Origin of the sequence: Kineococcus haloalkalitolerans, assembly GCF_050871905.1 — a bacterium.
Lineage (GTDB): Bacteria > Actinomycetota > Actinomycetes > Actinomycetales > Kineococcaceae > Kineococcus.
Map to the genome: position 1 here is coordinate 35,167 of NZ_JBJLSH010000027.1, position 23,384 is coordinate 58,550.

General features: G+C 75.7%; 18 protein-coding genes. 9 read left to right on the forward strand and 9 right to left on the reverse strand.

Annotated features, from left to right (window positions below):
• Window positions 1-4: 4 nt before the first annotated feature.
• Window positions 5-2,233, reverse strand: a complete 2,229-nt coding sequence (glgX, locus tag ACRYMY_RS11970; protein WP_432547479.1) for a glycogen debranching protein GlgX — start codon at window positions 2,231-2,233, stop codon at window positions 5-7.
• Between glgX and ACRYMY_RS11975 the strand changes: the two genes are divergently transcribed.
• Both ACRYMY_RS11975 and mnmA read left to right on the forward strand, forming a co-directional pair.
• Window positions 2,210-3,421 (forward strand): cysteine desulfurase family protein, encoded by a 1,212-nt coding sequence (locus tag ACRYMY_RS11975; RefSeq protein ID WP_432547480.1) that lies wholly within the window; start codon window positions 2,210-2,212, stop codon window positions 3,419-3,421. The two genes, glgX and ACRYMY_RS11975, sit on opposite strands and share 24 nt — an antisense overlap.
• The gene (gene mnmA / locus ACRYMY_RS11980) at window positions 3,421-4,497 is read left to right on the forward strand and encodes a tRNA 2-thiouridine(34) synthase MnmA (RefSeq protein WP_432547481.1); all 1,077 of its coding nucleotides are present in this window, start codon (window positions 3,421-3,423) and stop codon (window positions 4,495-4,497) included. Before ACRYMY_RS11975 ends, mnmA begins: the two co-directional genes overlap by 1 nt.
• Before the next feature lie 23 nt (window positions 4,498-4,520).
• Here the strand turns inward: mnmA and ACRYMY_RS11985 are convergent, their stop codons facing one another.
• The 3 genes from ACRYMY_RS11985 to ACRYMY_RS11995 are packed head-to-tail and all read right to left on the reverse strand — an operon-like array spanning window position 4,521 to window position 8,747.
• The gene (locus tag ACRYMY_RS11985; RefSeq protein WP_432547482.1) at window positions 4,521-5,534 is read right to left on the reverse strand and encodes a glutathione S-transferase family protein; all 1,014 of its coding nucleotides are present in this window, start codon (window positions 5,532-5,534) and stop codon (window positions 4,521-4,523) included.
• A gap of 18 nt (window positions 5,535-5,552) precedes the next feature.
• The gene (locus tag ACRYMY_RS11990) at window positions 5,553-6,863 is read right to left on the reverse strand and encodes a DUF445 domain-containing protein (RefSeq protein ID WP_432547483.1); all 1,311 of its coding nucleotides are present in this window, start codon (window positions 6,861-6,863) and stop codon (window positions 5,553-5,555) included.
• Between the two features lie 33 nt (window positions 6,864-6,896).
• The gene (locus ACRYMY_RS11995; protein ID WP_432547484.1) at window positions 6,897-8,747 is read right to left on the reverse strand and encodes an alpha/beta fold hydrolase; all 1,851 of its coding nucleotides are present in this window, start codon (window positions 8,745-8,747) and stop codon (window positions 6,897-6,899) included.
• Window positions 8,748-8,881: 134 nt separating this feature from the next.
• On the opposite strand from ACRYMY_RS11995, the gene ACRYMY_RS12000 reads away from it, so the two are divergent.
• Window positions 8,882-9,946, forward strand: coding sequence for a uroporphyrinogen decarboxylase/cobalamine-independent methonine synthase family protein (locus ACRYMY_RS12000; RefSeq protein WP_432547485.1), 1,065 nt, complete (start codon window positions 8,882-8,884; stop codon window positions 9,944-9,946).
• The gene (locus ACRYMY_RS12005) at window positions 9,939-10,511 is read left to right on the forward strand and encodes a GNAT family N-acetyltransferase (protein ID WP_432547486.1); all 573 of its coding nucleotides are present in this window, start codon (window positions 9,939-9,941) and stop codon (window positions 10,509-10,511) included. The genes ACRYMY_RS12000 and ACRYMY_RS12005 overlap by 8 nt, the downstream gene beginning before the upstream one ends.
• Before the next feature lie 31 nt (window positions 10,512-10,542).
• Here the strand turns inward: ACRYMY_RS12005 and ACRYMY_RS12010 are convergent, their stop codons facing one another.
• A complete protein-coding gene (locus tag ACRYMY_RS12010; protein ID WP_432547487.1) occupies window positions 10,543-11,766 on the reverse strand; it encodes an esterase-like activity of phytase family protein in 1,224 nt (407 codons plus the stop codon).
• Between ACRYMY_RS12010 and ligA the strand changes: the two genes are divergently transcribed.
• Window positions 11,765-13,993, forward strand: coding sequence for an NAD-dependent DNA ligase LigA (gene ligA, locus ACRYMY_RS12015; protein ID WP_432547488.1), 2,229 nt, complete (start codon window positions 11,765-11,767; stop codon window positions 13,991-13,993). The genes ACRYMY_RS12010 and ligA overlap by 2 nt on opposite strands.
• Before the next feature lie 4 nt (window positions 13,994-13,997).
• Here ligA and ddaH read toward each other — a convergent pair whose 3' ends face one another.
• The 4 genes from ddaH to ACRYMY_RS12035 all read right to left on the reverse strand — a co-directional run bounded on the left by ddaH (window position 13,998) and on the right by ACRYMY_RS12035 (window position 18,360).
• Window positions 13,998-14,858, reverse strand: coding sequence for a dimethylargininase (gene ddaH / locus ACRYMY_RS12020; RefSeq protein ID WP_432547489.1), 861 nt, complete (start codon window positions 14,856-14,858; stop codon window positions 13,998-14,000).
• A gap of 69 nt (window positions 14,859-14,927) precedes the next feature.
• Window positions 14,928-15,860, reverse strand: coding sequence for a carbohydrate ABC transporter permease (locus ACRYMY_RS12025; RefSeq protein WP_432547490.1), 933 nt, complete (start codon window positions 15,858-15,860; stop codon window positions 14,928-14,930).
• On the reverse strand, window positions 15,857-16,846 hold the full coding sequence (locus ACRYMY_RS12030; RefSeq protein WP_432547491.1) for a carbohydrate ABC transporter permease: 990 nt from the start codon (window positions 16,844-16,846) through the stop codon (window positions 15,857-15,859). The genes ACRYMY_RS12025 and ACRYMY_RS12030 overlap by 4 nt, the downstream gene beginning before the upstream one ends.
• 122 nt (window positions 16,847-16,968) lie before the next feature.
• Entirely contained in the window at window positions 16,969-18,360 is a 1,392-nt protein-coding gene (locus tag ACRYMY_RS12035; protein WP_432547492.1) for an ABC transporter substrate-binding protein, read from the reverse strand.
• Window positions 18,361-18,552: 192 nt separating this feature from the next.
• Here ACRYMY_RS12035 and ACRYMY_RS12040 point away from each other — a divergent pair, with 192 nt between their 5' ends.
• The 4 genes from ACRYMY_RS12040 to gatB form a co-directional block, all read left to right on the forward strand.
• Window positions 18,553-20,361: an ABC transporter ATP-binding protein gene (locus ACRYMY_RS12040; protein ID WP_432547493.1), complete on the forward strand. Its 1,809-nt coding sequence runs from the start codon at window positions 18,553-18,555 to the stop codon at window positions 20,359-20,361.
• An 11-nt stretch (window positions 20,362-20,372) separates the two neighbouring features.
• Window positions 20,373-20,672 carry an Asp-tRNA(Asn)/Glu-tRNA(Gln) amidotransferase subunit GatC gene (gatC, locus tag ACRYMY_RS12045; RefSeq protein ID WP_369056088.1) on the forward strand — a complete coding sequence of 100 codons (300 nt, stop codon included), beginning with the start codon at window positions 20,373-20,375 and terminating at the stop codon, window positions 20,670-20,672.
• Window positions 20,669-22,201 (forward strand): Asp-tRNA(Asn)/Glu-tRNA(Gln) amidotransferase subunit GatA, encoded by a 1,533-nt coding sequence (gene gatA / locus ACRYMY_RS12050; protein WP_432547494.1) that lies wholly within the window; start codon window positions 20,669-20,671, stop codon window positions 22,199-22,201. The genes gatC and gatA overlap by 4 nt, the downstream gene beginning before the upstream one ends.
• A partial coding sequence (gene gatB, locus ACRYMY_RS12055; RefSeq protein ID WP_432547495.1) for an Asp-tRNA(Asn)/Glu-tRNA(Gln) amidotransferase subunit GatB occupies window positions 22,198-23,384 on the forward strand: 1,187 nt, incomplete at its 3' end. The genes gatA and gatB, both read left to right, overlap by 4 nt.

Genomic DNA, 23,384 nt, shown 5'->3' on the forward strand with positions numbered 1-23,384 from the left:
ACCGTCAGCGCGAGGCCAGGACGCGCACGGTCCACGGCGCCACGCGCAGCGCCCGGCCCGCGGGCGCGGCTCGGCGGCGGCGGTCCGGCGCGGAGCTCCACCGCGGCAGGTACCGCGGCAGGCCCTCCACCTCGGGGACGACGACGTCGCGCTGGCGGGCTCCGCCGTTGAGGACGACGAGGACGGACGCCTCGCCGCGGTCGCGGCCGTCCACCAGCACCTGCAGCACGCGCCGCTCGCCCTCGTGCCAGCGGTCCACGTTCATCGGCTCCCCGTCCTCGCCGAACCACAGCAGGTCCGAGCGCTGCTCGCGCACCGGGTGGCCGCGCAGCACCCCCGCCGTGCGCAGCACGGGGTAGCGCCGGCGCAGCTCCAGCAGCGCGCGGGTGTCCTCCAGCAGCTCCCGCTGCCAGGGCGCGAGGTCCCAGTCCACCCAGGACACCGGCCCGTCCTGGCAGTAGGCGTTGTTGTTGCCGCCCTGCGAGCGGCCGAACTCGTCGCCGGCCGTGAGCATCGGCACCCCGCTCGACAGGACGAGGGTGGCCATGAGGTTGCGCACGCTGCGCCGGCGCGCCTGGAGCACCTCCGGGTCGGAGGTGTCGCCCTCGACGCCGTGGTTGTAGCTGGTGTCGGAGTCGCTGCCGTCGCGGTTGCCCTCGCCGTTGGCCTCGTTGTGCTTGCGGTCGTAGGAGACCAGGTCGGCCAGCGTGAACCCGTCGTGGGCGGTCACGAAGTTCACGCTCGTCAGCCGCCCGCGCCGCACGTCGAACGTGTCGGCCGAGCCGGCGAAGCGGGTCGCCAGCTCCCGCAGGCCCCGTCCGCCCATCGCCGGCGCGCCGTGCCCGAGGGCGGTGTCGCGCGCGTCGGTCAGCCAGAAGCGGCGCACCCCGTCGCGGAAGCGGTCGTTCCACTCGTGCACGGGGGCGGGGAACTGCCCCGTGCGCCAGCCGGACGGGCCGACGTCCCACGGCTCGGCGACGAGCTTGACGTCGGCCAGCACCGGGTCGGCGGCCAGCGCCACGAGGAACGGGTGGTCGGGGGTGAACCCGTCGCGCCCGCGCGCCAGCGTCGTCATGAGGTCGAAGCGGAACCCGTCGACGCCGTGCTCGGTCACCCAGTACCGCAGCGAGTCCAGGGTGAACTGCACGACCCGCGGGTCGGTGAAGTCCAGCGAGTTGCCGCAGCCGGTGACGTCCAGCGGCCGCCCGCCCGCGTCGCGCAGGTAGTACGTCGCGTCGTCCAGCCCGCGGAAGGACAGGTGCGGGCCCTCGGGGCCCTCCTCGCAGGTGTGGTTGTAGACGACGTCGAGGAGCACCTCGATCCCGGCCGCGTGCAGCGAGCGCACGGCGCGCCGGAACTCCTCGCGCACCCCCTCGGGCCCGGCGGCGCGGGCGCGGCGGGTGGCGTAGGGGGCGTGCGGGACGTTGAACGCCAGCGTGTTGTAGCCCCAGTAGTTGCTCAGCCCGCGCCGGCGCAGCGCCACCTCGGAGGTGCTGGCGTGCACCGGCAGCAGCTCCAGGGTGGTGACGCCCAGGGAGCGCAGGTGCTCCACGACCGCCGGGTGCGCCAGCGCCGCGTACGTGCCGCGGTCCTCCTCGGGCACCTCGGGGTGCTGCTGCGTCAGACCGCGCACGTGGGCCTCGTAGACGACCGTGTCCGCCCACGGCACGCGCGGGCGCTCGCCGGGGGTGGGGCGCAGGTGCCGCGGCAGGGGACCCAGGACGACCGAGCGCGGCACGTGCGGGGCGCTGTCGCGCGGGTCGGGCACGGCGAGGTCGCCGCGCAGGTCGTCGTCGACGGCGTGCCCGAACACCTCCGGGCGCAGCGCCACCTCCCCGTCCAGGCCGCGCGCCCACGGGTCCAGCAGCAGCTTGGCGGGGTTGTGCCGCAGACCGCGCTCGGGGTCCCAGCGCCCGTGCGTGCGCAGGCCGTAGCGGGAGCCGACCGCCAGGTCCGGCACGTGCCCGTACCAGACGCCGTGCTCGACGTCGGGCAGCGCGGTGCGCGTCTCGCGGCCGTCGGCGCTGAAGACGCACACCTCCACGCGGTCGGCGTGCGCGGCCAGGACGGCGACGTCGGCGCCACCGCCCTCCTCGGCGCTGCGCGGGGTCACGCCCAGCGGGTGGGGCCTGGCGGGGCGCGTCGGCGGGGACGGTGCTGGCACCCGCCGCAGTCTGCCCGACCCCGCCCCCGCTCTTACACTCGAGACGTGCGGACGGCCTACCTGGACCACGCGTCGACGGCGCCCACCCGGCCCGAGGCCGTGGCGGCCTGGACCGAGCGGGCGGGTCTGGTGGGCAACCCCTCGTCGCTGCACTCGGCGGGCCGGCGGGCGCGCAGCGCCGTGGAGGAGGCCCGCGAGGAGGTCGCCGCCGCCCTGGGCGCGCGCGCGGGGGAGCTCGTGTGGACCTCGGGGGGCACCGAGGCCGACAACCTGGCCGTCAAGGGCCTGTGGTGGGCGCGCCGGGCGGAGGACCCGCGCCGGCGCCGCGTCCTGGTCAGCGCGGCCGAGCACCACGCCGTCCTGGACCCCGCCGAGCACCTGCGCGAGCACGAGGGCGCCGACGTGCGCCTGCTGCCCGTGGACGCCGAGGGCCGCACCGACCTGGACGCGCTGGCCGCGGAGCTGGCGCAGGCCCCCGAGGAGGTCGCCCTCGTCTCGGTGATGTGGGCCAACAACGAGGTGGGCACCGTGCAACCGGTGGCCGAGGTGGCGGCGCTCGCGCGCGCCGCGGGCGTGCCCGTGCACACCGACGCCGTGCAGGCCGTGGGGCACCTGCCGGTGGACTTCGCGGCCGCGGGCGTGGACGCGCTGTCGCTGTCGGCGCACAAGTTCGGCGGGCCCGTGGGGGCCGGGGCGCTGCTCCTGCGGCGCGGGACGCCGCTCGTCCCGCTGCTGCACGGCGGCGGGCAGGAGCTGGGCGCCCGCTCGGGCACGCTGTCGGCGCCGGCCGCCGCCGCGACGGCCGCGGCCCTGCGGGCGGCGCTGGCCGGCCAGGACGCCGAGCGGGCGCGCGTGGCGGGCCTCCGCGACCGGCTGCTGGCCGGGCTGGCCGAGCGCGTGGACGGGGTGCGGGTGCGCGGCTCGCTGACCGACCGGCTGCCCGGCAACGCGCACGTGACGGTCGACGGCTGCCAGGGCGACTCGCTGCTGTACCTGCTGGACGCCGCCGGGGTGGAGTGCTCCACCGGCTCCGCCTGCCAGGCGGGGGTGCCGCAGCCCAGCCACGTGCTGCTGGCGATGGGCGTTCCGGCCGCCGATACGCGGGGGGCCCTGCGCTTCTCCCTCGGCTGGTCCTCCACCGAGGAGGACGTCGACGCAGCGCTGGCGGCCGTCGGCCCGGCCGTGGAGCGCGCCCGCCGCGCCGCGGCCGGCTCCTCGCGCGCCGGGCGGCGCCGTCCCGCCGCGGTGGCGTCCTGATGCGCGTCCTGGCCGCGATGAGCGGCGGGGTGGACTCGGCGGTGGCCGCCGCCCGCGCGGTGGACGCCGGGCACGACGTCGTCGGCGTGCACATGGCGCTGAACCGCTCGCCGGGCACCCTGCGGACCGGCTCGCGCGGCTGCTGCACGATCGAGGACGCCCTCGACGCGCGGCGGGCGGCGGACCTGCTCGGCATCCCGTTCTACGTGTGGGACCTGTCGGAGGACTTCGTCGCCGACGTCGTGGAGGACTTCGTCGCCGAGTACGCCGCCGGGCGCACCCCGAACCCGTGCGTGCGCTGCAACGAGCGGATCAAGTTCGCGGCGCTGCTGGACAAGGGGATCGCCCTCGGCTTCGACGCGGTCTGCACCGGTCACTACGCGCGCGTGCTGCCCGGCCCGCGCGGCCCGGAGCTGCACCGCGCCGCCGACGCCGCCAAGGACCAGTCGTACGTGCTCGCCGTCCTGGACGCCGACCAGGTCGCGCACGCGATGTTCCCCCTGGGCGACGCGCCCGCCAAGGAGCGGGTGCGCGCCGAGGCGGCGGCGCGCGGGCTGCCGGTGGCGGCCAAGCCCGACAGCCACGACATCTGCTTCATCCCCGACGGCGACACCCGCGGTTTCCTCGCCGACCGGCTCGGCGAGGAGCCCGGCGAGGTCGTCGACGCCGACGGCGCGGTGCTGGGCACCCACACCGGCACGTACGGCTTCACCGTCGGCCAGCGCAAGGGGCTGGGCCTGACCCGGCCGGCGCCCGACGGCCGGCCCCGGTACGTGCTGTCCATCGAGCCGGTGCGCCGCACCGTCGTCGTCGGGCCCGCCGAGGCGCTGCGCGTGGACGGGCTGTCCGCCGCGGACGCGGTCTGGTGCGCGCCGCGCCCGGCCGGTCCGGTCGAGGTCCACGTGCAGGTCCGCGCGCACGGCGAGCCCGTGCCGGCCGTCGTCGAGGCGACGGCCGGCGACGGGCTCGAGGTCGCGCTGCGCTCACCGCTGACGGGGGTCGCGCCGGGGCAGACCGTCGCGGTCTACGACGGCACCCGCGTGCTGGGCTCGGCCACCGTCAGCGCGACCCGCTGACGGCGGCCGGCGCGGTCCAGGGTTCAGGCCGCCCGCGGCTGGTGGTCCGCGGGGACGACCTCCTCGGGGACCGGCGGCGGCGGCGGGGTGCCGTCGCCGAACGGACGACCGCCCAGCTCCTCGCGCCCGTGCGGTTCCAGCCACCCGGACAGGTCGGGGCCCGTCGGGAAGATCCCCGTCGGGTTGATGTCGCGCTGCACCTCGTAGTAGTGCCGCTTGATGTGGTCGACGTCGATCGTGTCGCCGAACCCGGGCGTCTGGTATAGGTCGCGGAAGTACGCCGACAGCACCGGCATCTCGGACAGCTTGTGCCGGTTGCACTTGAAGTGCCCGTGGTAGACGGGGTCGAAGCGCGCCAGCGTCGTGAACAGCCGCACGTCGGCCTCGGTGATGGTGTCGCCCACGAGGTAGCGCTGGCGCGACAGCCGCTCGGACAACCAGTCGAGGCGGGAGAACAGGCGGTCGTAGGCCTTCTCGTACGCCTCCTGCGTCCCGGCGAAACCGCACTTGTAGACGCCGTTGTTCACGTCCCGGAAGACGTGCGCGTTGACCTCGTCGATCTCGGACCGCAGGTGCTCGGGGTACAGCTGCGGCGCGCCCTCGCGGTGGTGCTCGGTCCACTCCAGCGACAGGTCGATCGTCATCTGCGGGAAGTCGTTCGTGACGACCTGCCCGCTCGGCACGTCGACGATCGCCGGGACGGTGATGCCGCGGTCGTAGTCGGGGAAGCGGGCGAAGAACGCCTCCTGCAGCCGCTCGTAGCCCAGCACCGGGTCCCGGCCGCCCTCGTCGAGGTCGAACGTCCAGCTGCGCTCGTCGTGCGTGGGACCGGCCACCGCCATCGACAGCACCGGTTCCAGGCCCAGCAGCCGCCGCACGACGATCGCCCGGTTCGCCCACGGGCACGCGCGGCTGACGACGAGCCGGTAGCGGCCCGGCTCGACGGGGTAGCCGTCGCGGCCGTCCGCGGTGATCCGCGTCGTGATGTACCGGGAGTCCCGGTCGAAGCCGCCTGACGGGTTCACGTACGGGCTCATGCCCGCGACGGTAGTGCGTCAGCCGACCAGCAGCACCGTGAGACCGTGGATCACCAGGCCGACCAGGGCCCCGACGACGGTGCCGTTGATGCGGATGAACTGCAGGTCCCGCCCGGCGAGCAGCTCGATCCGGTTCGCGGCCTCGCGCCCGTCCCAGCGCTGCACGGTGTCGGAGATGACGCTGGACAGCTCGGGCGCGAAGCGGCGCACGAGGAACCCCGTGGCGTCCGTCAGGTGCCCCTCGACGCGGCGGGCGAACACCTCGTCGTCCACCAGGCGGTGCCCGACGTCGGTGACGGCCTCCAGGGTGCGCGCGCGCAGGGAGGACGTCGGGTCCTGCACCGCGTCCAGCAGGTAGCCGCGCAGCGAGGTCCACACGCCCTGCACGGTGTCGGCCAGGCCGGGGGAGGACAGCAGCCGCTGCTGGAACTCGTCGGCCTTGGCCCGGGTCACCGGGTCGTGCTGCAGCGCCTCGGCGTAGCGGGCCAGCAGGTCGTCGATGGCCCTGCGGCCGGGGTGGTCGCGGTCGGCGACGACGTCGTCGACCCAGCGGGTGGCCTCGGTGTGCACGCGCCGGCCCAGCCGCTCGTTGAGCCAGTTCGGCGCCCACTCCGGCGCCCGCTCCTCGACCAGGCGCCGGACGGTCAGCTCGTTGGCGCGCAGCCAGCGCTGGGCCTCGGCCAGCGTGAGGTCCACGACGGGGTGGTGGGTGCCGTCGCGCACCACCTCGGCCAGCAGCCGGCCCAGGGCCGGGCTCCACGGCTCGGCGGCGAAGCGCTTGACGAGCACCTGGTCGAGGACGGCGGTCACCTCCTCGTCGCGCAGCACCCCCAGCGCGCCGCCGACGACGCTGGCGGCCTCCTGCACGACGCGCTCGGCGCCCCCCTTGCGGGTCAGCCAGAGGCCGACCCGCCGGGGGACGCCGGCGCGGGCCACCTTGTCCCGCACGACCTCCTCGGCGAGGAAGTTGTCGCGCACGAACTCCTGCAGGGTCGCCCCGAGGGCGTCCTTGCGGCGCGGGATGAGCGCCGTGTGCGGGATCGGGATCCCGAGGGGGTGCCGGAACAGCGCGGTGACGGCGAACCAGTCCGCCACCGCGCCGATCATCGCGGCCTCGGAGGCGGCGTTGACCCACTCCCAGGCGCCGTCGCGCCCGGCGGTCGCCCAGTAGACGACCGCCGCGAGCACCAGCAGACCCGTCGCCACCACGCGCATCCGGCGCAGGCCGCGCCGGCGCTCCTCCTCGCCGGCCGCGCCCGCCCACGAGGGCGCGGCGGGGGGAGGCGTCGCGGCGGGAGTCGTCGCGGCGGGGACGGGCGGGGTGCTCACGGCTCCATCATCGGGTCAGGCCGCCGGTGCCGCTCAGGCGCCGGGCAGCAGGTCGCGCAGCGGGGTGTCCAGCAGCCGCGCCAGGCCCGGGTCGGGGATCCCGGTGCCCTCGCAGGTCACGTCGCCCGCCGGCGCCTCGCCGGTGACGAGGAACGTCGTGACGACCTCGTCGACGCAGGCGTTGCCGACGGTCCCGTAGAGGCCGTGGTCGCCCTCCCCGGTGACGGTCACCATCCGGGAGCTGGGCAGCGCCTCGCGCGTGGCCCGGGCGCCCTCGACCGGGGTCGCGGGGTCGTTCTCGGACTGCACGACGAGCAGGGGCGGCAGGTCGCGGCCGTCCGGGCGCGGCAGGGTCAGCGCGGGGCGGTCCCAGTACCCGCACGGCTGCTGCAGCGTCGCCCACCCGCGCAGCGGGTACGCGCTGCCCTGGCGCTCGCTGAGCTCCTCCCAGAACGCGCTGCCGCGCGACCAGGCGGTGTCGTTGCAGGTGGTGGCGAGGAAGGTGGCCTGGAGGGTGAACGGGTGCGGCGGGACCCCGCCGTCCTCGGCCCCGGCGTCCTCGGCGCTCATCAGCTCGGGCGGCAGCAGCTCCTCCAGGCGCCGGGTCAGCTCCGCGGTGGCGCGCTCGGCGCCGGCGCGGTCACCCCAGGCGGCGAGGTCGGCCACCGTCCGCAGGCCGCGCAGCGTCCAGGCGAGCGTCTCGAAGTTCGCCTTGCCGTACATCGACTGCAGCACGAGCGCGTCCAGGAGCGGACCGTCGACGCTCAGGCCGAGGACGGGCACCTGCAGGGGACGCGCGGCCAGGTCGGCGCGCAGCCGCTCGTAGGTGGCGCCGACCTCCTCGGGCGTGGCGCCGAGGTGGAACAGCCGCGCGTGCTGCGCCGCCCACGGCGCGAAGTCCTGCTCGAAGCGGCGCTGGAAGGCCGGCGGCTGGTTCTCGGCGAAGACGCTCTGGAAGGCGGCGGTCACGTCGACGGCCGAGTCGAGGACGAAGCGGCCCGTCCGCGCGGGGAAGTACGTCGCGTACTGAGCGCCCAGCCAGGTGCCGCCGGAGTAGCCGACCCAGTCGATCGTCTCGCGGTCCAGGACGTGGCGGACGAGGTCGATGTCGGCGACGGTCTGCTCCGTGGTCACGACGTCCACCAGCGGGTCGTCGGCGCAGGCCGCGGCGGTGGCGGCCATCGCGTCGGCCGTCGCCACCAGCGCCTCGGCGGAGCGGTCGCGGTAGTCGGGGGCGGAGGCCTGCGCGAGCGCGGCCGCCTGGCCGCAGCGCAGCGGGGAGCTGGCGCCCGTGCCGCGCACGTCCAGGCCGACCACCTCGGTGCCCTCCAGCCCGGGCACGGCGCCGATCGCGGCGGCCAGCTCCAGGCCGGACCCGCCCGGCCCGCCGGGGTTGGTGACCACCGTCCGCGCGGGGCGCTCGCCCTCGGGGCGCGGCAGGCGGCTGATCGCCACGCGCAGCGGCTCGCCCTCCTCGGGAGCACCCCAGTCGCGCGGCACCTGCACGGCGGCGCACTCCAGCAGCTCGGCGGACTGCGGCAGCTGCAGCCACTCCGGCGGGCACGGCGCCCAGACGACCTCCTGCTCGGCGTAGCGGGCCGGGGTGCGGGCCAGGAACTGCTCCTGCGCGGCCGCGAGCGTGGCCGGGCGCGCCGTGGCCAGCGCCGACAGCTCGCCCGTGCCGGGCAGCCCAGCCGTGGGCGGGGCCTGCGGGGGAGCGGGCGGGGCGGGGGCCGCGGCGGCCGGGCCCGCGCCCAGCAGCACGGTCGCGGCGAGCGCCGCGCCCGTGCCGGCCGCCAGCGCGGCGGTGCGGCGGGCGGGCCGGGACGGGCTGGCGGGCGGGGTGGGGGCCGGGGAGGTGGACCGTGGTGCGGTCGGGTGCATGGTGCGCCTTCCGTGCGGGAGCTGTGCGGGTCCTGGGTGATCACATCCACTCGCACCCCGCGCGCCCGTGGCGACGGACGAGCGGTGCGAGCCGGGTCCCCCGATCGGCCGACCCGCGGGTAGCGTCCGGCGACGTGCCCGACCGCCCCGACCACGCGCCCGACTCCCCGCCGGAGGAGGGGCCCGCCGCGGTCCACCGGCTGCGGGGGACGGCCGCCGCCCCCGGCCCCCTGCCCGGCACCGACCCCCGCGAGGCGCTGCGCACTGTCCTCGGGGAGCTGGGCGAGGCCCCGCACGCGCCGGCGCTGCCGCAGCTGCCGGCCCGCGGTCCGGGCGCCGACGCGACCGGCCGCACCGCCGCTCTGCTCGTGGAGCTGCCCGTGGACCTGCAGCCGGCCGGGTGGCGCTTCGTGGACCGCCCGGGCCGCGACCTGGAGCGCGCCCGATCCTTCCTGCGCGCCGACCTCGACGAGCTCGCCGAGGCCGCGCAGGACTGGCGCGGCCCGCTCGTGGTGCGGGTGCTGGGGCCGTGGTCGCTGCTGGCGGCCGTCGAGCTGGCCCGCGGGGAGCGCAGCGTCTCCGACGCCGGGGCGCGCAGGGACGTCGCGGCGTCGCTGGCCGAGGGCGTGGCCGCGCACGTGGCCGACGTGCGCCGCCTCGTGCCGGGCGCCGACGTCGTCGTCCAGCTCGACGAGCCGTCGCTGCCGGCCGTCCTGGCCGGGCGCCTGCCCACCCAGAGCGGGTACGGCACGCTGCGCGCGGTCGAGGAGCCGGAGGTGCGGGCGGTGCTGACGTCGCTGGTGGACGCCGTGCGCGCCGCCGGGGCGGGCGCGGTCCTGCGGCTGCCGGCGCAGGAGACGCCCTGGCCGCTGGCCCGCTCCTGCGGCGCCGACGCGCTCGCCGTGGACGTCACGGGGCTGGGCGACGCCGGCTGGGAGTCGGTGGCCGCCACCGTGGAGTCCGGGGTCCGGTTGTGGGCGGAAGTGCTGCCGGCGCGCGCCGCGCTGCCGCCCGTGCCGGAGGTCGTCGACGCGCTCCGCGCGCCCTGGCGGCGGGTGGGCCTGCCCGCCGCGGACCTGGCCGACGTGGTCGTCGCCCCGGCCGGTGGCCTGACCGGTCTGTCCCCGGCGGCGGTCCGCCCGCTGCTGGGACGGTTGCGCGACGTCGCCGCGGCCGTGCTGGAGTCCTCCGGTGACTGAGCGACCTCCCGCCCCGGACCTGCGGGTGCGCCCCGCCGGCCACGACGACGTGCCCGCCGTGGTGGCCCTCGTGGAGTCGGCCTACCGGGGCGAGGCCAGCCGCGGGGGCTGGACCACCGAGGCGGACCTGCTCGACGGCCGGCGCACCGACGAGGCCGCGGTCGCCGCGGTCGTCGACGCGCCCGACGCCCTGGTCCTGCTCGCGCTGGACCCCGCGGACGCCGGGGACGACGCCGCTCCGGTCGGGTGCTGCGAGCTGCGCCGCGCCGGCCAGGACGCCTACTTCGGCATGTTCGCCGTCGACCCCTCGCGCCAGGGCCGCGGCACGGGCCGGGCCCTGCTGGCCGCCGCGGAGGCGGAGGCCGTGCGCCGCTGGGGGGCCGGGGCGCTGGAGATGACCGTCATCGCCCAGCGCACCGACCTCGTCGCCTGGTACGAGCGGCTCGGGTTCCGCGCCACGGGGGAGCGCCGGCCGTTCCCCTACGGCGACGAGCGCTTCGGGGTCCCGCGCCGCGACGACCTGGAGTTCGCGGTGCTGCGCCGGCCCGTGGCGCGGACCGCCTGAGGCGGGTACGCGCCACGGGCCGGGGTGCGTGTCAGGACAGGTCGGCCTGCACCTCGATGGTGAAGAACTCGTTGTCGTCCGGCACGCCCTCGGCGCGCCCGGCCGAGAACGGGTAGTTGTTGTCGTTGCTGACGACGACGGTGTGCGGGCCGGCGACGTCGACGCCCTCGATGGTCTGGAACGGGAACGTCGCGAACGGCGCGTCCCCGGCGACCCCGTCCGGGTCCGGCACCGCCATGAGGTTGACGAGCAGTTCCTTGCGCGGGTGCCCGGCGGCGTCGCGCCGGGAGGTGTCCACGAGGAACAGCGCCTTGAACACCGCCGTCGGCCCCTCGCCGTTGTCGCGCTCGAGGACGAGGAACCGGTGGTCGTCGACGGCCGTCAGGTCGCCGATGGCGTTGGCCGGCGACTCCAGCCGGTAGGTGAACTCCTCGCCGCGGTAGCGGCCCTGGACGGTGTCGTAGCGCAGCACGCGCAGGTCCTGCGGGTCGTCGCCGGCGACGGGGCCCTCGAGCACCGGGAACAGGTAGCGGCCGTCGGCGGACAGCGCCATGCCCTCGAAGCCCTTGCTGCGGCCCAGGGTCGGCTCGCCCCCGCCCAGCAGCGGGGAGTCGGGCGAGGTGACGCCCGGCAGCGGGACGGGCGCCTGCAGGACGCGGCCGGCGGCGTCGGTGCGCAGCAGGAACGGGCCGAACTCCTCGCCGAACCAGAAGGTGCCGTCGGGCGCCTGCCGGAAGCTCTCCAGGTCGAAGTCGGCGCCGGTGAGGCGCCGGTCCTCGCGCGCGAGGTCCCACGGGACGTGGCGGTACGGGTCGGACAGGCCGAACCCGCCGGGGACGACGTCGACGGAACCGTCGTCGGCGGGCTGCAGGCGGTGCACGGCCAGCAGGAAGTCCGCGCTGTTGGCCTTCGCGCCGTAGCCGTTGTCGGACAGCGCCAGCCAGGTGCCGTCCTCCTGCAGCAGCAGCCCGGAGAACCCCTGGACGGGCTGGGCGTCGAAGGGCACCTCGACGCCGTTGGCGCCCTCGACCGCCGCGCCGCTGGGGACGGGCTCGCCGAACGTGTCGGCGGGCAGCACGTGGCGCTCGACGAGCCGGGCGGACTGGGCGGGGGCGGTCGTGCCGGAGGGCTCGCCGGCGGGCTGGCCGGCGGCGGTGGCCAGGGTGGTGCCGGTGACGAGCCCGACGAGAGCGGCGGCGGCGCCGAAGCCGGCGGCGCGCGCCGCGGACGGGCCAGCGGGGGTGCGGAGCGTCATGGGCGCGGACGCTAGGCAGCCGCGCCGACGGCGCGGCGTCGGCGACGTGTCACGCGCGGGTGTCGGAGGTGAACGGCAGGATGGCCCCGTGAGCACGAGCGAGACGGCGGGGGACGTGGCGGGGGACGTGGCGGGCGCGGCGGCGGGGGGTCCCGACCCCGCGGCCCGGCACCGCTGGCAGGAGCTGGTCCGCGAGGTCGAGGCCGCCCGCTTCGCCTACTACGTGCGCGACGCCTCCCCGCTCAGCGACGCCCAGTACGACGCGCTGGAGCGCGAGCTGCGCGAGCTGGAGGAGCGCCACCCGGAGCTGCGCACCCCGGACTCCCCGACGCAGACGGTCGGCGGCACGTGGTCGACGGAGTTCACGCCCGTCGACCACCCCGAGCGGATGCTCAGCCTCGACAACGCCTTCACCACCGACGAGCTGTCCGCGTGGGCGGCCAGGGTCGAGAAGGAGGTCGGCGAGGGCGCCCGCTACCTGTGCGAGCCGAAGATCGACGGCCTGGCCGTGGACCTCGTGTACGAGGACGGGCTGCTGGTGCGGGCGGCCACCCGCGGCGACGGGCGCACGGGGGAGGACGTCACCCTCAACGTGCGCACCATCGCCGACGTCCCGCAGCGCCTGGCCGAGGTCCCGGACCTGCCGGTGCCCGAGCTGCTGGAGGTGCGCGGGGAGGTGTTCTTCCACGTCGACGCCTTCGCCGCCCTCAACGAGCGGCTCGCCGACGCGGGCAAGCCGCCCTTCGCCAACCCGCGCAACGCCGCCGCCGGGTCGCTGCGGCAGAAGGACCCGCGGGTCAGCGCGACGCGCCCGCTGCGCTGCCTCGTGCACGGCATCGGCGCGCGCCGGGGGTTGGAGAACGCCACCCAGTCCGAGGCGTACGACAAGCTCGGCCGCTGGGGCCTGCCCGTGCCCGCGCGCGCCCGCGTCGTCGACACGCTGCCCGAGGTCGCCGAGTACGTGCGGTACTACGGCGAGCACCGCCACGACGTCGAGCACGAGATCGACGGGGTCGTCGTCAAGGTCGACCAGGTGCCGCTGCAGCGCCGCCTGGGCGCCACCTCCCGCGCCCCCCGCTGGGCCATCGCGTTCAAGTACCCGCCGGAGGAGGTGACGACGAAGCTGCACGACATCCGCGTCAACGTCGGGCGCACCGGCCGGGTCACCCCGTTCGCGTTCCTGGAGCCGGTCAAGGTGGCCGGCTCGACGGTGCAGCTGTCGACGCTGCACAACGCCGACGAGGTCAAGCGCAAGGGCGTGCTCATCGGCGACACCGTCGTGGTCCGCAAGGCCGGTGACGTCATCCCCGAGGTCGTCGGCCCGGTCGTGGACCTGCGCACCGGCGACGAACGCGAGTTCGTCTTCCCCACCGAGTGCCCCGAGTGCGGCACGACGCTGCGCCGGATGCGCGCCGACGACGTGGACATCCGCTGCCCCAACGCCCGCAGTTGCCCCGCCCAGGTGCGCGAGCGCATCTTCCACGTCGCCGGCCGCGGCGCCTTCGACGTGGAGGCGCTGGGCTACGAGGCGGCCACCGCGCTGCCGGCGGCCGGGGTCGTCACCGACGAGGGCGACCTGTTCGACCTCACCGAGGACGACCTGCTGCGGGTGCCGCTGTTCACCAACAAGAACGGCACCCTGTCGGCCAACGGGCGCCGGCTGCTGGCCAACCTCGAGGCCGCCAAGTCGCAGCCGCTGTGGCGGGTGCTGGTCGCGCTGTCGATCCGCCACGTCGGGCCGACCGCGGCGCGGGCCCTGGCGGGGCGGTTCGGCTCGCTCGCGGCGATCGAGGCCGCCTCGCCGGAGGAGCTGGCCGCCGCCGAGGGCGTCGGCCCGACCATCGCCGAAGCGGTGCGCGAGTGGCTGGAGGTCGACTGGCACCGCGCCGTCGTCGACAAGTGGCGCCGGGCCGGGGTCCGCACGGAGGACGAGCGCGACGAGTCCGTCCCGCGCGTGCTGGAGGGGCTCACCGTGGTGGTGACCGGCTCGCTGAGCGGGTTCACCCGCGACGAGGCGAAGGAGGCGGTCCTGGCGCGCGGGGGCAAGGCCTCCAGCGGGGTGTCGAAGAAGACGTCCTTCGTGGTGGTCGGCGAGGCTCCCGGTTCCAAGGCCGACAAGGCCGAGCAGCTGGGGGTGCGGATCCTCGACGAGGACGGGTTCCGCGCGCTGCTCGAGGGCGGTCCCGAGGCCGTCGCCGGGCCGGCGGAGGACGCCGCGGGGGCGTGAGGTCTCAGCGGCGCAGCACGAGCACGCAGCACTTGGCGCCGCCACCGCCGCGCAGCAGCTCCGACAGGTCGACCGGCACGGGCTCGTACCCGCGCTCGGCCAGCTGCGCGGCGTAGCGCTGAGCGCGGGGGGACAGCACGACGTGCCGGCCGTCGCTGACGGCGTTCATGCCCAGGACGCGGGCGGTCTCCTCGTCGGTGCGCAGACCCCGCGGGAACAGCGTCTCCAGCACCCCGCGGGACTCCTCGTCGAACGCTCCGGGGAACCAGGCGACGTCGGGGTGCTCCGGGTCGTCGTCCAGGACGGTCAGGGCGGTGTCGAGGTGGTAGAAGCGGGGGTCCACCAGCCGCAGCGACGTCACCGGCCGGCCCAGGACGGCCTCCACCTCGCGGTGGGCGGCGAGCTCGGTGCGGAACCCGTGCCCGGCCAGCAGGTGCTCGCCGACCACGAGCAGGTCGCCCTCGCCCTCGTTGACGTGCTCGGGGCGGTGCACCGGGCCCAGCCCGGCGTCCTCCAACCAGCGCGCGTACGCCTCGGCCTCCCCGGCCCGCTCGGGGTGCGCGAAGCGCACCCCGACGGAGCCCTGAGCGGCCACCAGCGCGCCGTTGGCGGCGTAGACCATGTCGGGCAGCCCCGGCAGGCCGGGCAGCACCCGCACGCCGTGGCCCAGCCGTTCGAACGTGCGGCGCAGCGCCGTCCACTGCGCCAGGGCCCGGCCGGTGTCGACGTCGGTGGCGGCGTCCATCCACGGGTTGATCTCGTAGGAGACGGTGAAGTGCTCCGGGGAGCACATCAGCAGCTCCAGCCGGCGGGCCGCGCGCCTGCCCGTCGCGGTGGTCCCCGGGCGTCCGGCGGTCGTCGCCACCGCGCCGACGCTACGGCGCGGTGACGACGACCGCGAGGCGACGGGGGCGACCCGGGGCGGGCCGGGGCGTCAGCCCTTGACGGACCCGGCGAGCAGGCCGCGCACGAAGAAGCGCTGCAGGGCGATGAACACCACGAGCGGAACGAGCATGGCCAGGAACGCGCCCGGTGCGAGCAGGAACCAGGCGTTGCCGCGGGTTCCGGCGAGGTCGGCGATGGCCGACGTCAGCGGCGTCGCGCCGCTGCCGGCGAAGGTCAGCGCCACCAGCAGGTCGTTCCACACCCACAGGAACTGGAACACCCCGAACGCCGCGATGGCCGGCACGAGCAGCGGCATCAGCACCTTGAAGAAGATGGTGACGTGCCCGGCGCCGTCCATCCGGGCGGCCTCCACGAGGGAGGCGGGGATGTCCTTCATGAAGTTGTGCAGCAGGAAGATCGCCAGCGGCAGGCCGAACATGGCGTGCGAGAGCCACACCGTCCAGAACGAGCCGGCGATCCCCGTGTCGACGTACAGCGACAGCAGGGGGATGAGCGTGACCTGGATGGGCACGACCTGCAGCGCGAAGACGGCGACGAACAGCAGCTCGCGGCCCCGGAAGGGGATCCACGCGAACGCGTAGGCGGCCAGCAGCGCCAGCGTGATGGGGATGACCACCGCCGGCACCGTGATGACGAGGGTGTTGACGAAGTTCTCGCCGAGCCCCGTCTCCAGCGCCGAGGTGTAGTTGAAGCCGGTGAACAGCGGCCGGGTGAACGCGTTCCACCAGCCGTCGGCCTGGATGTCGTTGCGGGTGCGCACGCTGGTGACGAACAGCCCCAGCGTGGGCACGGTCCACAGCACCGCGATGAGCAGGGCGATGATGGAGGCCGCCGGCGAGCTGAGCCGGTTCTTGGCCTCCACCGCCCGCTTCTCCGCGCGGGTCAGCTTGCGCGGCCCCGTCGGGTCGATCTGGGCGGTCTCGGACGCGACCACCCGGGTCTGCTCGGTCTGCCCGCTCACCGGACCTCCTCCGCCAGGCGCATCTGCCGCACGTTGTAGACGATGATCGGCACGACGAGGGCGAACAGCAGGACCGCCAGCGCGGCGCCGATGCCCTGGTTGAACTGCCGGAAGGACTGCGAGTAGAACTCGCTGGCCACGACGCCGGTGCCGAACTGCCCGCCGGTCATGACGTAGACGACGTCGAAGGCCTTCAGGGTGCTGATCGCCACGGTGGTGAGGACCACGACGAGGGCGGGCCGGATGCTCGGCACGGTCACCGACCGGAACATCTGGAAGCCGCTGACGCCGTCGAGCCGGGCGGCCTCGACGATGTCGTCCGAGATCGCCTTGATGGAGGCGGACAGCACCGTCATGGCGAAGCCGGCGTTGATCCACACCATGACGACGATGAGGAACAGGGTGTTCCACGGCTGCCCGAGCAGGAACTGGTACGGCTCGAGCCCCAGCCACACCAGCAGCTGGTTGAGCAGGCCGATCTGCTCGATGCCCGGCTGGTCGGGGCGGTACTCGTAGACGAACCGCCAGATGAGGCCGGCCGCGACGCCGGAGATGGCCATCGGCAGGAAGATCAGGGCCTTGGCCAGCGCCTCGAACCGCGTGCGGTCCACCAGGTAGGCGTAGACCAGGCCGAAACCGGTGGCGATGAGGGGGATGAGGACGACCCACAGCACGGTGTTGCGCAGGACGACCTGCAGGCCGGTGGTGGTGAAGACCTGCTGGTAGTTGGCCAGGCCGACCCAGGCGCTGCCGTCGGCGGACTGGAACGACAGCCACAGGGTGCGCAGGGCCGGGTAGACCAGGCCGACCGTCACGAGCAGCAGGGCGGGGCCGACGAAGGCGCTGACGACGAGCCAGGTGGGCACGCGCTTGGGGCGGTCGACGGCGAAGAGGATCAGGCCCATGACCGCCGCGAAGGCGACGACCGCGAAGACCATGAGGGCGAGCTTGTGGGGTGTGCTGTCGGCGTCGAGCAGCCAGTCCACGGAGGGGACCTCCTCGTCGAGGCGTGGTGGGGGTGGCCGGCGGGGGCGGATGGGGACGGCAGGGGCCCACCGGGGCCGGGCGCCCGCGGGTGCCCGGCCCCGGTGGCGGGGTCAGCCGGCCGTCAGTTCGGCCAGGCCGCCTCGATGTTGTCCAGCGTCGTCTGCGTGTCCTGCCCGTTGGCGATCCAGGCCGTCAGCTCCCGCCACTCCGCGGCCGAGCCGACCGCGGCGGGCATGAGGTCGGAGGCGTCGAAGCGGAACGTGACGTTCTCGTCCTGCAGCTGCTCGGCCGCCAGCTGGTCGATGGGGCTGACCAGGTTCTCCACGTCGAGGCCCGTGTTGGCGGTCAGCCAGCCGGGCCCGGACGCCTGGGCCTTGAGGTTGGCCCACTCGGCGGTGGACAGGTAGTACTGCAGCGCCTGCACCTCGGGCCGGTCGGCGAACGCCGCGACGAACTCGCCGCCGCCCACGACGGCCTGGCCGACCTCGCTGTTGATCTCCGGGAACGGGAAGGCGAAGACGTCGCCGTCCTCGGCGACCTCCGTGCCGTCGGGCCAGTTGGCCTGGTAGAAGGACGCCTGGCGGTGCAGCCAGCAGTTGCCCTGCGTGATGGGGACGCCGGCGTCCTGGAAGGTCGTCGTGGCGATCGAGGCGACGTCGCCGAAACCGCCGTTGACGTAGTCGGGGTTGCGCAGGATCGAGCCGACGCGGTCGAGCGCGGCGACGATCTGCGGGTCGTTGAACGGGATCTCGTGCGCGATCCACTGGTCGTAGACGTCGGGGCCGAGCTCGTGCAGGACGACGTCCTCCAGCCAGTCGGTCGCCGGCCAGCCGGTCGCGTCGCCGGAGCCGATGCCGGCGCACCACGGCTTGACGTCGGGGTTGTCGGCGACCATCTGGTCCGTGAGGGCGATGAGCTCGTCCCACGTCTGGGGGATCTCGTAACCGGCCTCCTCGAAGGCCGTGGGCGAGTACCACACGAAGGACTTGGTGTTGGCGCCCAGCGGTGCGGCGTAGAAGGTCCCGTCGACGGACCCGTACTCGCGCCAGGCCTCGCTCCACAGCTCGTCGACGTTGTCCGAGACCGCCTGCGGCGGCTCGACGACCTGGCCGGTGCCGACCATCTGCGCCAGCAGGCCGGGCTGCGGCAGGAAGGCGATGTCGGGCGCGTTGCCGCTCTGCACGCGCACGGGCAGCTGCGCCTCGAACTGGCGCGAGCCGTTGTAGTTCACCGTGATGCCGGTGCACTCGGTGAACGGCTGGAAGGTGTCCAGGAACGGCTGGTCCTCGGGCGTGACGATGGAGGTGTAGACCTCCACCTCCGTGCCGTCGAGGTCCTCGCCGAACTGCTCGAACTGCGAGCAGTCGATCTCGCTGCCGGTGACGTCGGTGCCGCCGCCGGTGCCCTCGCCGACGCCGGCCTCCTCGGCGCTGGCGCAGCTGCTCAGGGCGACCACGAGCCCGAGGCCGCCGGCGACGAGCGCGAGCCGGCGCGCGCGCGTGAGGACAGTCATCTGTGTTCTCCCTTCAGGTGCGGCACCGTCGCCGCACCGGGTGTGGGGACATGATGACCCACGCCCGCGGCCCCTGCACGCAGGTCCGGATCACAGCTCGGACACGTCACCCCCCGACGGGGGCCGGACGTGTGACGGGAGCTGCGACGAGCGACGGACGCGCACGCGCGGTGGCCGGGCCAGACTGCGCCGGTGGCCCCGCCGACGCCCCCCGCGACGACCCCCGAGGTGCTGCCGCTGCGCGCGGCGGCGCGCCTGCTCCTGCCCCACCTGCGCCCGCACCGGCCGGGCATCGCCGTCGCGGTCGTCCTCTCCCTCGTCGGCGCGGCGGCCGCGCTGGCCCAGCCGCTGCTCGTCGGGCAGGTCGTCGCGGCCGTCGGGCAGGCCCGGCCCGTCGCCGGGCTCGCCGGTCTGCTCGTCGCCGTCGCCGTCACCGCCGCCCTGCTCGACGGCGTCCGGCAGTACCTGCTGGAGCGCGCGGGGGCGGGCGTCGTCCTCGGCGTGCGCACCTCGCTGGTCTCGCGGCTGGCCCGCCTGACCATCGGCGCGCGCGACACCCGCACCTCCGGGGACCTGCTGTCCCGGGTCGGCAGCGACACCACCGCGCTGTCGGCCGTGGTGACCTCCGGCCTGTTCGACCTCGTGGGCACCGTCCTGACCTTCGCCGGCGCCGTGGTGCTCATGGCGCGCCTCGACGCCGTCCTGCTCGGCGTCACCCTCGCCGCGGTCCTGCTGGCCGTCGGCGTCATCGCCGCCGCCTCCTCCCGCCTGGGCCGGCTCAACCTCGCCACCCAGACCGAGGTGGGGGCCATGAGCTCCGCGGTGGGCCGGCTGCTGTCGGCCCTGCGCACGGTCCGCGCCAGCGGCGCCACCGACCGCGAGCTGGCGGTCGTCGTCGCCGCCGCGCACCGCGCCCGCGACGCGCAGGTGCGTGCCTCCCGGGTCCGCGCCCTGCTGGGTCCCGCCCTGCAGATCGCCTTCCAGGGCTCCTTCCTCGCCGTCCTGGGCCTCGGCGGGGCCCGCGTCGCCTCCGGCGCCACGCCGCTGGCCGACCTCGTCAGCTTCCTGCTCCTGCTGTTCGTCCTCGTGGTGCCGCTCGGCGCCGTCGTGCAGGTCTGGACGGTCGTCCAGGCCGGGGTGGCCGCCCTGACCCGCGTGCAGGAGGTCCTGCGGCTGCCCGTGGAGGAGGAGCCGCCGGGGTCGGTGCCCGCCGCCGTGCCCGGCGCGCCGCTGCTGGAGGTCGACGACGTCTCCTTCACCCACCCCGGCGGCACCACGGCCCTGCGCGGGGCCAGCCTGCGTGTCGAGCGCGGCACCCGCACGGCCCTCGTCGGGCCCTCCGGCGCCGGCAAGTCCACCCTGCTGTCCCTCGTGGAGCGCTTCGCCGACGTCGACGCCGGCGCCGTGCGCCTGGAGGGCGTCGACGTGCGCGACCTGCCCCGCGCCGCGCTGCGCGCCCGCCTCGGCTACGTCGAGCAGGACGCCCCCGTCCTCGCCGGCACGCTGCGCGACAACCTCGTGCTCGCCGCGCCCAGCGCCACCGACGACGACGTGCGCGCGGCCCTGGCCGCCGTCGGTCTCGCCGAGCTCGCCGACCGCTCCGGCGCCGGCCTGGACGCCGAGGTGGGCGAGGGCGGCGTCCTGCTCTCCGGCGGGCAGCGCCAGCGCCTCGCCATCGCCCGCGCGCTGCTCTCGCCCGGCGACCTGCTGCTCCTCGACGAGCCCACCGCGAGCCTCGACGCCCGCAACGAGGCCCTGCTGCGCGACGCCCTGGCCGCCGCCGGGGACCGGCGCACCCTCGTCGTCGTCGCCCACCGGCTGTCCACCGTCGTGGACTCCGACCAGATCGTCGTCCTCGACGCCGGCCGCGTCCTGGCCACCGGCCGCCACGAGGAGCTGCTGGTCACCTCCCCGCTGTACCGCGAGCTCGCCACCACCCAGCTGCTCGTGCCGCCGGGGACGCCGGGCGGTGGCGGAACGACCCCGCCCGGTGCCGCCTAGACTCGGCCGACGTGTCAGCCATCACCCGTTCCGAGGTCGAGCACCTCGCGCGCCTGGCGCGCATCGACATGAGCGACGAGGAGCTGGACCGCCTGGCCGGCCAGCTCGGCGCGGTCCTGGACGCCGTCGCCCAGGTGTCCGCGGTCGCCACCGACGACGTGCCCGCGACCTCGCACCCCGTGCCCCTGACCAACGTGACGCGCCCCGACGTCGTCCGCCCCGGCCTGAGCGCCGAGGAGGCGCTGGCCATGGCGCCGGCCGCCGAGGACGGCCGCTTCCGCGTCCCGCAGATCCTCGAGGAGGACGCGTGAGCGTCGCCGAGCTCGTCCGCTGGGACGCCGCCCGCCTCTCGGAGGCGCTGCGCGCGCGCGTGGTGTCCTCCGAGGAGGTCGTGCGCGCCCACCTGGACCGCATCGCCGCCGTCGACCCCGCCGAGCAGGGGGGCGTCAACGCCTTCCTGCACGTGGCCGCCGACTCGGCCCTGGCCCGCGCCCGCGAGGTCGACGCCGACCGCGCCCGCGGCGCCGAGCTGGGTCCCCTGGCCGGAGTGCCGGTCGGGGTCAAGGACGTCCTGACCACGCGGGGCATGCCGACCACCTGCGGCTCGCGGATGCTCGAGGGCTGGGTGCCGCCCTACGACGCGACCGTCGTGCGCGAGCTGCACGCCGCCGGGCTCGTCGTCCTGGGCAAGACCAACATGGACGAGTTCGCGATGGGCTCCACGACGGAGCACTCCGCGTTCGGGCCCACCCGCAACCCGTGGGACCCCACCCGCATCCCCGGCGGCTCCGGCGGCGGGTCGGCCGCGGCGCTCGCCGCCTTCGAGGCGCCGCTGACGGTCGGCTCGGACACCGGCGGCTCCATCCGCCAGCCCGCCGCCGTCACCGGCACCGTCGGCGTCAAGCCCACCTACGGCGGGGTCTCCCGCTACGGCCTCGTGGCGCTGGCCAGCTCGCTGGACCAGGCCGGCCCGTGCGCGCGCACGGTGCTCGACACCGCCCTGCTGCACGCGGTCATCGCCGGCCACGACCCGTACGACTCCACGTCGATCCCCGCCGCGGCGCCCGACGTCGTCGGCGCGGCCCGCCGCGGCGCGGACGGCGACCTGACCGGGGTGCGGGTCGGCGTCGTGCACGAGCTGTCCGGCGAGGGGTACGAGCCCGGCGTGCTGGCCCGCTTCGGCGAGGCCCTGGACGAGCTGCGCGCCGCCGGCGCCGAGGTCGTCGAGCTGAGCCTGCCGAACATCGTGCACGCGCTGGCCGCGTACTACCTGATCCTGCCCAGCGAGGCCTCCAGCAACCTCGCCAAGTACGACGGCATGCGCTACGGCCTGCGCGTGACGCCCGAGGGTTCCGGTGTCACCGCCGAGCAGGTCATGCGCGCCACCCGCGCCGCCGGGTTCGGCGACGAGGCCAAGCGGCGGATCATCCTCGGCACCTACGCCCTCTCGGCCGGGTACTACGACGCCTACTACGGCAGCGCGCAGAAGGTCCGCACGCTCGTGCAGCGCGACTTCGCCGCCGCGTTCGGGCAGGTCGACGTGCTCGTCTCGCCGACCGCCCCCACGGTCGCGTACCGGCTGGGGGAGAAGCTGGACGACCCGCTGGCCATGTACGCCGGCGACGTCGCCACCATCCCCGCCAACCTGGCCGGGATCCCCGGCATGTCGCTGCCGGCGGGGCTGTCCGACGGCCTGCCCGTCGGGCTGCAGCTGCTGGCCCCGCAGCAGGCCGACGACCGCCTGTACCGGGTCGGTGCGGCCGTGGAGGCGCGGCTGGTGCAGCGCTGGGGCGCGCCGCTGCTCGAGCAGGTCCCCGAGTGGAAGGGGGTGCCGGCGTGAGCGCCGCACCGCAGGAGCTGGACCTCGTCGACTACGACGAGGCCGTCGCGCAGTTCGACCCGGTGCTGGGCCTGGAGGTCCACGTCGAGCTGTCGACCGTGACGAAGATGTTCTCCGGCGCGCCCACGGAGTTCGGCGCCGCGCCGAACACGCAGGTCGACCCGGTCTCCCTCGGCCTGCCCGGCGCGCTGCCGGTGCTCAACGCCAAGGCGCTGGAGTCGGCCGTGCGCATCGGCCTGGCGCTGAACTGCCGGATCGCCGAGCGCTGCCGGTTCGCCCGGAAGAACTACTTCTACCCGGACATGCCGAAGAACTTCCAGACGTCGCAGTACGACGAGCCCATCGCCTTCGACGGGCACCTGGACGTCGAGGTGCCCGCCAGCGAGGACGGTTCCAAGCCGGCGTTCACGTACCGCGTCGAGATCGAGCGCGCGCACATGGAGGAGGACACCGGCAAGTCCCTGCACGTGGGCGGCTCCACCGGCCGCATCCACGGCGCCGAGTACTCGCTCGTGGACTACAACCGCGCCGGCATCCCCCTCATCGAGATCGTCACCAAGCCGCTGACCGGCACGGGGGACCGGGCGCCGGACGTCGCCCGCGCCTACGTCGCCACCCTGCGCGACCTGCTGCGGGCGCTGGACGTCTCGGACGTGAAGATGGAGCAGGGCTCGCTGCGCTGCGACGTCAACCTGTCCCTGCGCCCGTCCCCGGACGCGCCGCTGGGCACCCGCTCGGAGACGAAGAACGTCAACTCCCTGCGCTCGGTGGAGCGCGCGGTGCGCTACGAGGTGCGCCGGCACGCGGCTCTCCTGCGCGCGGGCGCGCGGGTCGTGCAGGAGACCCGGCACTGGCACGAGGACACCGGCCTGACCACGGCCGGCCGGGAGAAGTCCGACGCGGAGGACTACCGGTACTTCCCCGAGCCGGACCTCGTCCCGGTCGAGCCGGACCCGGCGTGGGTGGAGGAGCTGCGGTCGACGCTGCCGGAGCCGCCCGCGCAGCGCCGCCGCCGCCTGCAGGGCGAGTGGGGGTTCTCCGACGCGGAGATGCGCGACGTCGGCAACGCCGGCGCGCTCGACCTCGTCGAGGCCACCGTCGGGGGGGGGGGGGGGGGGGGGGGGGGGGGGGGGGGGGGGGGGGGGGGGGGGGGGGGGGGGGGGGGGGGGGCGGGGGGCGGGCG

What these genes read in the sequence shown, in the direction of transcription:
- ligA (WP_432547488.1), top strand. Translation starts at nt 11,765, where the DNA reads ATGGGCGCGGACGCTAGGCAGCCGCGCCGACGGCGCGGCGTCGGCGAC.
- ACRYMY_RS12035 (WP_432547492.1), bottom strand. Translation starts at nt 18,360, where the DNA reads ATGACTGTCCTCACGCGCGCGCGCCGGCTCGCGCTCGTCGCCGGCGGC.
- mnmA (WP_432547481.1), top strand. Translation starts at nt 3,421, where the DNA reads ATGCGCGTCCTGGCCGCGATGAGCGGCGGGGTGGACTCGGCGGTGGCC.
- ACRYMY_RS11985 (WP_432547482.1), bottom strand. Translation starts at nt 5,534, where the DNA reads ATGAGCCCGTACGTGAACCCGTCAGGCGGCTTCGACCGGGACTCCCGG.
- ACRYMY_RS12010 (WP_432547487.1), bottom strand. Translation starts at nt 11,766, where the DNA reads ATGACGCTCCGCACCCCCGCTGGCCCGTCCGCGGCGCGCGCCGCCGGC.
- ACRYMY_RS11995 (WP_432547484.1), bottom strand. Translation starts at nt 8,747, where the DNA reads ATGCACCCGACCGCACCACGGTCCACCTCCCCGGCCCCCACCCCGCCC.